Raw genomic sequence first — 8,505 nt, 5'->3', positions numbered from 1 at the left:
GTCCGTGGCCGTGCCGGCGTCCGTGCCGGCGTCCGTGGCCGTGCCGGCGTCCGTGGCCGTGCCCGCGTCCGTGCCCGCGGTCGGCGGGTCGGCGGTCGCTCCCGCGCCCGGCGTCCCCGGCTCCACTTCCTCCGTGGTCTCGGGCTCCGTGCTCACAGCGTGCTCCAGTCGTGATCGGGATAGTGGTGCACCGGTGCCGACACGTCGTCGAGCGCCCGGCAGATCTCGTCAGGAAGACTAAGGGTCTCCACTGACAACGCGGCCGTGAGCTGCTGCGCGTTGCGCGCGCCGACGATCGGGGCGGCGACACCTGGCCGGTCGCGGACCCACGCGAGGGCGACCTGCAACGGCGTGACCGCGAGGCCGTCCGCCGCCGTCGTCACCGCGTCCACGATGCCGCTCGCCGTCTCGTCCAGGTACGGAGCGACGAACGGCGCGAGGTGCTCCGAGCCGCCCCGGGAGTCCGACGGTGTGCCGCCCCGGTACTTCCCGGTGAGCACACCCCGCCCGAGCGGGGAGGACGGCAGCAGGCCCACGCCCAGGTCGAGCGCCGCGGGCAGCACCTCCCGCTCCACGCCGCGCTGGAGCAGGGAGTACTCCATCTGCGTACTCGCGATCCGCGTCCGTGTCCCGGGCGCCGCCAGCTGCCAGGTCGCCGCCTTGGCGAGCTGCCAGCCGCAGAAGTTGGACACCCCCGCGTACCGCGCGCGACCGCTGCTGACCGCGAGGTCGAGCGCCTGGAGGGTCTCGTCCAGCGGGGTGTCCGGGTCGAAGGCGTGGACGTGCCACAGATCCACGTAGTCCGTGCCGAGGCGCTGAAGCGAGGCGTCGAGTGCCGACAGGAGATGCCCGCGCGAGCCGTCGAACCGCCGGTCCGGGTCGGGCACACTGCCCGCCTTCGTGGAAATGACCAGGTCGCGACGCGGCACGAGCCCTTCTATGAGCTGTCCGAGCAGATACTCCGACTCCCCGTCCCCGTACACATCCGCGGTGTCGACGAGGTTCCCGCCCGCTTCCCAGAACACCTTCAACAGCTCCGCGGCGTCGTGCTCGTCGGTATCCCGCCCCCACGTGAGGGTGCCGAGTCCGATCCGGGACACACGCAGGCCGGTACGGCCGAGATGCCTCTGCTCCATGGACGCCGAGATTACTGGCCAGAACTCGCCTCGTGGGGACCCTGTGGACAACCTGGATGATCAGACCTGAACCCGTTCCTGCCGCCGCGCCCACCAGCGCGCTAGGGTCTCCGGCACAAGGGACGTTACTGATCGGTAAGGGGACCGGCCATGCAGCTCGGGATCAACCTCGGCTACTGGGGCGGCGGAATGGACGCGGACAATCTCGCCGTCGCCCAGGAGGCCGACCGACTGGGATACGCGGTGTGCTGGGCCGCCGAGGCCTACGGCTCGGACGCGGCCACCGTGCTCACCTGGGTCGCCGCCAAGACCGAGCGCATCGACGTCGGTTCGGCGATCTTCCAGATCCCGGCCCGTCAGCCCGCGATGACCGCGATGACCGCCGCGACGCTCGACTCGCTCTCCGGCGGGCGCTTCCGCCTCGGCCTCGGTGTCTCCGGGCCGCAGGTCTCCGAGGGCTGGTACGGCGTCAAGTTCGACAAGCCGCTGGCCCGCACCCGTGAGTACGTCGAGATCGTACGCAAGGCGATGACCCGCGAGCGGCTGTCGTACGAGGGTGAGCACTGGACGCTGCCGCTGCCGGACGGTCCGGGCAAGCCGATCAAGCTGACGGTGCACCCGCAGCGCGAGCACATCCCGCTGTACATCGCCGCGATCGGCCCGAAGAACCTGGAGCAGACCGGCGAGATCGCCGACGGCGCCCTGCTGATCTTCCCCTCGGCCGAGCACCTGGAGGACACCGCGCTCCGCCACCTGCGCGCGGGCCGTGAGAAGGCCGGCAAGACCATGGAGGGCTTCGACGTCTGTCCGACGCTGCCGCTCGCCGTCGGCGCCGACAAGGACGTGACGGCGCTCGCCGACATGTTCCGCCCCTACACCGCGCTGTACGTCGGCGGCATGGGCAGCCGCAAGCAGAACTTCTACAACCAGCTCGCCCAGCGCATGGGGTACGAGAAGGAGGCCGCCGAGATCCAGGACAAGTACCTGTCCGGCGACAAGGAGGGCGCGGCCGCCGCCGTTCCGCACGCGCTGATCGACCAGACCACCCTGCTCGGCTCCGTGGACCGCATCGCCGACCGGATGAAGGCCTACGCGGCGGCGGGCGTCACCACCCTCACGCTGTCGCCCGCCGGCTTCACGCTGGAGGACCGGATCGCCTCGCTCCGCGCCGGTTCGGACGCGCTGGAGCGGGCCGGTCTGGCGTAACGCGCCGGAACCTTTCCCCGGAGGGACGTGAGAAGTTCCGCGGCCGTGGTGGGGGCTCGGGGGGTCTTCCCCGCCACGGCCGTCACGGAGAACAACGCGCGGGCGTGCCCTGGGTTACGCGCCCGCGCCCGTCCCGTCATCCTTCGTTCGGCGCATTTGTCCGACACATCGGTTGCCGGGCCCCCGGCATCCCATTTGACTCGTTTTCTGCGGACCCTGCAGAAAGGTGTCATCGATGCTTTCGGCCAAGAGTCTGTTCCAGGAGATCCTCGACAACGACGAGTCGTTCCGGCTCTTCTGCTCCATAGCCGCCAGCGGGGAGTCGCAGGGTGGCTGGGAGAACGCCCGCATCGCCGCCCTCGTCCCGCGGAGCGCACACGAACTCGCCCCGAAGATCACCCGGCACGGCGCCGACGAGGACAAGCACGGGCGGATCTTCCACGCCCTGATGAACAAGCGCGGCCTGGCACCGGTCGGGGTCCCGGCCGACACCGACTACACGATGCTCCTGGAACGGCACGGAATCGGCCTCGCCCACGACAAGCTGAAGAGCGAACAGCCACTCACCGTACGAGACATCGTCACCTACCTCGCCCACAGCAGGGTCACCGAACAGCGTGCCTCCGAGCAGATGAAGCTGCTGCGCAGGCACTTCGCCGACCATCCCGACATCGGTCGCGCGGTCCGGATGATCTCCCAGGACGAGGACAGGCACCTCGCCTACTGCCACGAGGAGCTGCTCCGCCTCGCGTCCGACGGACACGGCCGCGCCATCCAGCGGACGCTGCGCGCGTGCGCGCTCGCCGAGATCCGCGTCTACCGGGACGTCAGTCTCGCCGTGATGGCCCACATGGGTCGCATCCTCGGCTGGTCGAGGGCCAGGGCGGCGACGCTCACCGCGGCCATCCACACCGTCTACGCATACGAGCGCGCCGCGGGCTGGCGCCGCATGGTCTCCCTGAAGATGCCGGAACACCGCGACGCCCTGGGCGGCCCCGCGACGCCCGTACCGGAGGTCGCGTGACTCGCGGTCGCGAACCCTCCGCATGTCGCACACCTGGTGGCACGCCGGTCACAGCCAGCCCCGCCGCTTGAAGAGGTGGTACAGCAGGAATTCCAGCGCCGCCATCGCCAGGATCACCGCCGGGTACGACCAGAGCCAGTGCAGCTCGGGCATGTGGTCGAAGTTCATGCCGTAGATGCCGGCGATCATCGTGGGTACCGCGGCCATGGCCGCCCACGCCGAGATCTTCCGCATGTCGTCGTTCTGGCGCACGCTCATCTGCGCGAGATGCGCCGAGAGGATGTCCGAGACCAGCCGGTCCAGGCTCTCCACCGACTCGTTCACACGGGCCAGGTGGTCGTTGACGTCACGGAAGAAGGGCTGCGCCTTCTCGTTCACGAACGGCACCGGGGCGCCGGCGGTGCCCGAGCCCGAGAGCCGGGTCAGCGGAACGGTCAGCGGGCCCGTCGCCCGCCGGAACTCCAGGATCTGCCGCTTGAACGTGTAGATCCTGGAGGCGGTGTGCCGCGAACCGCCGCCGCTCGGCGAGAAGACCTCCGCCTCCAGCTTCTCCAGGTCCGTCTGGAGCTCGGTCGCCACCTCCAGGTAGTGGTCGACCGTCGCGTCGGCGATCGAGTAGAGCACCGCTGTCGGCCCGTGCCGCAGCATCTCGGGGTCCTCCTCCAGCCGGCGGCGCACCTGCGCGAGAGGCGAGCACTCCCCGTGCCGGACGGTCACCACGAAGGCGTCCCCGATGAACACCATCACCTCGCCGGTGGTGACGACATCGCTCTCCGTCTCGTATGCGACCGGCTTCAGGACCACGAACAGCGAATCGTCGAACATCTCCAGCTTGGGCCGCTGATGCGCCTTGAGGGCGTCCTCGACCGCCAGCGGGTGCAGCCTGAACTCCTCGGTGACGAGGTCGAACTCCTGCTCCGTCGGCTCGTACAGCCCGATCCAGATGAACGCGTCGCCCTCGGCGCGTGCCAGATCCAGGGCGTCGGAGAGGTCCTCGGGGCCCTCCGTCCGGCGCCCGCGGTGGTAAATGGCGCAGTCGACGATCACGGAGGGTATTCTCCCGTCGCCCGGCCGCCACCGCACTCCGGCCGCCGTTGTCCACAGGCCCCTCCGGGTCCCCGAGTCACCCGTTTACGCTGGGCCGCATGCCCACCCTGATTCTCGTACGGCACGGACGTTCGACCGCCAACACCGCTGGGCTGCTCGCCGGCTGGACGCCCGGTGTCGCCCTCGACGAGCGTGGCGCCCAGCAGGCCGCGGCGCTGCCCGGCCGGCTCGCCGCGCTGCCGATCTCCGAAGTCGTCACCAGCCCCCTGCAGCGCTGCCAGGAGACCGTGCAGCCGCTGCTCGACGCCCGCCCCGAGCTGCGCGTGCACACCGACGAGCGGATCGGTGAGGCGCACTACGGCGACTGGTCCGGCCGCAAGCTCGCCGAGCTGAGGGACGAGCCGCTGATGGAGGTCGTACAGGCACATCCGTCCGCGGCCGCGTTCCCCGGCGGAGAATCGATGCGGGCCATGCAGACGCGGGCGGCCGAGGCGGTGCGCGAGTGGAACGCGCGCGTGGAGCGCGACCACGGCGGCGACGCGGTCTACGTCATGTGCTCGCACGGCGACATCATCAAGTCCCTCGTCGCGGACGCACTCGGACTTCATCTCGACCTCTTCCAGCGGATCTCTGTAGAACCGTGTTCCATCACCGCGATCCGTTACACACGACTGCGTCCTTTCCTTGTGCGCCTCGGGGACACCGGCGACCTCGCCTCCCTGGCGCCGCGCGAGGAGCCCCCGAGCGGGGACGCCCCGGTCGGGGGCGGTGCGGGCGCACCGTGATCGTCGGCCGCAGTAGGGTGAAGCGGTCGAAGCAGCGCAGTAGTTGTCAGCAAGTTGTCAGCAGCCGATGAGGGCCCAGGCAGTCAGCCGGTCCACATGCCGATTCCAATGGAGACAGGACGTGTCCCGTCAGGTGTTCCTCTACGACCCCCCGGACCGTTTCGTGGCCGGTACGGTCGGGTTGCCCGGGCGCCGTACCTTCTTCCTGCAGGCCTCCTCAGGCCCCAGGGTGACCAGCGTCGCCCTGGAGAAGACCCAGGTCGCGGCGCTCGCCGAACGCATGGACGAGCTCCTCGACGAGGTCGTACGGCGCACCGGCGGCAGCGCACCCGTCCCGGCCGTGGCCCCCACCGAGGTGTCCGACACCGCTCCTCTCGACACCCCGGTGGAGGAGGAGTTCCGGGTCGGCACGATGGCGCTGGCCTGGGACGGTGACGAACAGCGCATGATCGTCGAGGCGCAGGCCCTCGTGGAACTCGACGCCGACACCGACGAGGACCTCGCCGAGGCCGAGGAAAGGTTGCTTCAGGACGAGGAGAACGGTCCGCCGATGCTCCGCGTCCGGCTCACCGGCGCGCAGGCCAGGGCCTTCGCCAAGCGCGCCCTCGATGTCGTCAACGCGGGCCGGCCGCCCTGCCCGCTGTGCAGCCTCCCGCTCGACCCGGAAGGACACGTATGTCCGCGCCAGAACGGATACCGCCGCGGAGCGTGACCACGGCCGAGCTGCTCGCCCTGGGCGAGCTGAAGGTGCGCGGACGGATCCGTGAGGCCTCGAACGCGGTGCTGTACTGCTCCGTCTCGTACGAGGGCCGGGACGCGTTCTGCGTCTACAAACCGGTCGCCGGGGAGCGGCCCCTGTGGGACTTCCCCGACGGGACCCTCGCCCAGCGTGAGGTGGCCGCGTACGAGGTCTCCGAGGCCACGGGCTGGGATCTGGTACCCACCACCGTGCTGCGCGACGGGCCCTACGGCGAGGGCATGTGCCAGCTGTGGATCGAGGCCCTGCCCGAGGCCGACGGGGACGGGCTGCTGGCCCTGACGGAGGCCGAGGAGCCCGAGGCGGGCTGGAAGGCGATCGGCTTCGCCGAGGTCGGCGAGGGGGAGACGGCGCTGCTCGTGCACGCCGACGACGTCCGGCTGCGACGGCTCGCCGTGCTCGACGCCGTGATCAACAACGCCGACCGCAAGGGCGGCCATCTGCTGCCCGCCGGTGAGGGGCGGTTGTACGGCATCGACCACGGGGTCACCTTCAACGCCGAGAACAAGCTGCGCACGCTGCTGTGGGGCTGGGCGGGGGAGTCGCTGACGCCGGAGGCGGTCGAGGTCCTCACAGCCCTGCGGGACGGCCTGGCGCCGGGTGCGCCGCTCGCCACCCGGTTGGCCGAACTCATCACCACCGCTGAGATCGACGCCACACGCGCGCGTGTCGAGGCGATGCTCGCCTCGGGGAAGCACCCGGAGCCGAGCGGGGAGTGGCCGGCGATCCCCTGGCCACCGGTGTAAACACCCTCGACCGTCCGAGGGCCGTGCTCACCTCGCACCGGGTACGCCGACCGGGCCGAGCTCGCGGTGTCCGCGTCGCTGGGGGGCGGCAGACGTGGGTGTGGTGTGGAGCACGTGTGGGACGGGGGCGCCGGTTTTGGTGGTGCGCGCCCGTAGCCGCGGCCGGTGACAGCGAGACCCGCTGCCTCGCGCGTAGCCGGTTCTGGCGGCGGACAGATGCGTGGGCGGGGCGCGGGCCGGCCGTGGGGCGGGGCGCGGGCCCGGCGGCTCGCGCTCACGGCGTATGCGGGCGGACCGTCGGCGGCGGCGCGCGCCCGTCCCGGCGGGTGGCCCTGGGCGGTGGGCTGTGCCGTCGTACGGCGGCCTCACCCCCGTAGGACCCGGTGAGGCACACCGTCGGGCGTTGCGCAAGAGGGCCTTCCGCGTCATCAGGGCTGGTCCGGTTCGTATACGGAAGTTCCGTCCGGTTAGGCTCATGACATGCATGCCTGGCCCGCTTCTGAGGTCCCCGCCCTGCCTGGTGAGGGCCGCGACCTCCAGATCCACGACACCGCGACCGGCGGCCTCGTCACACTCGCCCCCGGTCCCGTCGCCCGTATCTACGTCTGCGGCATCACGCCGTACGACGCGACCCACATGGGTCATGCGGCGACCTACAACGCGTTCGACCTCGTTCAGCGCGTGTGGCTCGACACCAAGCGGCAGGTTCACTACGTCCAGAACGTGACCGACGTCGACGACCCGCTCCTGGAGCGGGCGGAGCGCGACGGCGTCGACTGGGTAGGACTCGCCGAGAAGGAGACCGCCCTCTTCCGTGAGGACATGACCGCCCTGCGGATGCTGCCGCCGCGGCACTACATAGGCGCCGTCGAGGCGATACCCGGCATCGTGCCGCTCGTCGAGCGGCTGCGGGACGCGGGCGCGGCGTACGAACTCGAAGGGGACGTCTACTTCTCCGTCGAGTCCGACCCCAACTTCGGCAAGGTGTCCAACCTGGACGCCGCCGCCATGCGCCTGCTCTCCGCCGAGCGGGGCGGCGACCCGGACCGTCCGGGCAAGAAGAACCCGCTCGACCCGATGCTCTGGATGGCGGCGCGGGAGGGTGAGCCCAGCTGGGACGGGGGCTCGCTCGGCCGCGGCCGGCCCGGCTGGCACATCGAGTGCGTCGCCATCGCCCTCGACCACCTCGGGATGGGCTTCGACGTCCAGGGCGGCGGCTCCGACCTCGCCTTCCCGCACCACGAGATGGGCGCTTCGCACGCCCAGGTGCTCACGGGCGAGTTCCCGATGGCCAAGGCGTACGTGCACGCCGGCATGGTCGCCCTCGACGGCGAGAAGATGTCGAAGTCCAGGGGCAACCTCGTCTTCGTGTCGAAGCTCCGGCGCGACGGCGTCGACCCGGCCGCCATCCGCCTCGCGCTCCTCGCGCACCACTACCGCGCCGACTGGGAGTGGACGGACACCGTCCTCGCGGACGCGGTCGCCCGTCTGGAGAACTGGCGGGCGGCGGTGTCGCGTCCCGACGGGCCGTCCGCCGAGGCACTGGTCGAGGAGATCCGCGAGGCTCTCGCGCACGACCTGGACGCACCGGCCGCGCTCGCGGCGGTCGACCGCTGGGCGGCGCTCCAGCGTGAGACGGGCGGTACGGACGAGGGCGCCCCCGGCGTCGTCTCGCGCGCCGTGGACGCCCTCCTGGGCGTGGCCCTGTAGTTCCTCTCGTACGTGTGGGGCGCCGGGCGGTCACATTCCGATGGGTCTTGATGATTGCAACATGTAGGCGTCGGGGCCTGGGAAAGTGATGTGA

The 8,505-nt window shown here is 70.9% G+C and carries 8 protein-coding genes; 6 read left to right on the top strand and 2 right to left on the bottom strand.

Going from position 1 to position 8,505, the window contains the following annotated elements:
- Positions 1-152 precede the first annotated feature (152 nt).
- Positions 153-1,136, bottom strand: coding sequence for an aldo/keto reductase (locus ABZ656_RS53925; protein ID WP_101406075.1), 984 nt, complete (start codon positions 1,134-1,136; stop codon positions 153-155).
- 150 nt (positions 1,137-1,286) lie between these two features.
- On the opposite strand from ABZ656_RS53925, the gene ABZ656_RS53920 reads away from it, so the two are divergent.
- Together ABZ656_RS53920 and ABZ656_RS53915 are read left to right on the top strand one after the other, a co-directional pair.
- Complete coding sequence (locus tag ABZ656_RS53920; RefSeq protein WP_067365222.1) at positions 1,287-2,342, top strand: LLM class F420-dependent oxidoreductase; 1,056 nt, start codon at positions 1,287-1,289, stop codon at positions 2,340-2,342.
- A gap of 235 nt (positions 2,343-2,577) precedes the next feature.
- Entirely contained in the window at positions 2,578-3,366 is a 789-nt protein-coding gene (locus ABZ656_RS53915) for a hypothetical protein (RefSeq protein ID WP_101406076.1), read from the top strand.
- Between the two features lie 48 nt (positions 3,367-3,414).
- Here ABZ656_RS53915 and corA read toward each other — a convergent pair whose 3' ends face one another.
- On the bottom strand, positions 3,415-4,413 hold the full coding sequence (corA, locus tag ABZ656_RS53910) for a magnesium/cobalt transporter CorA (RefSeq protein WP_360279493.1): 999 nt from the start codon (positions 4,411-4,413) through the stop codon (positions 3,415-3,417).
- 98 nt (positions 4,414-4,511) lie between these two features.
- On the opposite strand from corA, the gene ABZ656_RS53905 reads away from it, so the two are divergent.
- From ABZ656_RS53905 to mshC, 4 genes are all read left to right on the top strand, one after another.
- On the top strand, positions 4,512-5,198 hold the full coding sequence (locus ABZ656_RS53905) for a histidine phosphatase family protein (protein WP_101406077.1): 687 nt from the start codon (positions 4,512-4,514) through the stop codon (positions 5,196-5,198).
- A gap of 121 nt (positions 5,199-5,319) precedes the next feature.
- A complete protein-coding gene (locus ABZ656_RS53900; RefSeq protein WP_101406078.1) occupies positions 5,320-5,910 on the top strand; it encodes a DUF3090 domain-containing protein in 591 nt (196 codons plus the stop codon).
- A complete protein-coding gene (locus tag ABZ656_RS53895; RefSeq protein ID WP_360279489.1) occupies positions 5,874-6,701 on the top strand; it encodes an SCO1664 family protein in 828 nt (275 codons plus the stop codon). The genes ABZ656_RS53900 and ABZ656_RS53895 overlap by 37 nt, the downstream gene beginning before the upstream one ends.
- A 480-nt stretch (positions 6,702-7,181) precedes the next feature.
- Positions 7,182-8,411: a cysteine--1-D-myo-inosityl 2-amino-2-deoxy-alpha-D-glucopyranoside ligase gene (gene mshC / locus ABZ656_RS53890; RefSeq protein WP_360279486.1), complete on the top strand. Its 1,230-nt coding sequence runs from the start codon at positions 7,182-7,184 to the stop codon at positions 8,409-8,411.
- The last annotated feature ends 94 nt before the right edge of the window (positions 8,412-8,505 follow it).

The sequence above is a fragment of the Streptomyces sp. NPDC007095 genome (assembly GCF_040634475.1).
Lineage (GTDB): Bacteria > Actinomycetota > Actinomycetes > Streptomycetales > Streptomycetaceae > Streptomyces.
Note: the sequence above shows the minus strand (reverse complement) of the source record. Positions and strands in the feature narration are given on the sequence as shown.

Bases quoted from the DNA above. Each gene is read 5' to 3' on its own strand.
- ABZ656_RS53925 (WP_101406075.1), bottom strand. From the start codon at position 1,136: ATGGAGCAGAGGCATCTCGGCCGTACCGGCCTGCGTGTGTCCCGGATC.
- ABZ656_RS53920 (WP_067365222.1), top strand. From the start codon at position 1,287: ATGCAGCTCGGGATCAACCTCGGCTACTGGGGCGGCGGAATGGACGCG.
- ABZ656_RS53915 (WP_101406076.1), top strand. From the start codon at position 2,578: ATGCTTTCGGCCAAGAGTCTGTTCCAGGAGATCCTCGACAACGACGAG.
- ABZ656_RS53905 (WP_101406077.1), top strand. From the start codon at position 4,512: ATGCCCACCCTGATTCTCGTACGGCACGGACGTTCGACCGCCAACACC.
- ABZ656_RS53895 (WP_360279489.1), top strand. From the start codon at position 5,874: ATGTCCGCGCCAGAACGGATACCGCCGCGGAGCGTGACCACGGCCGAG.
- mshC (WP_360279486.1), top strand. From the start codon at position 7,182: ATGCATGCCTGGCCCGCTTCTGAGGTCCCCGCCCTGCCTGGTGAGGGC.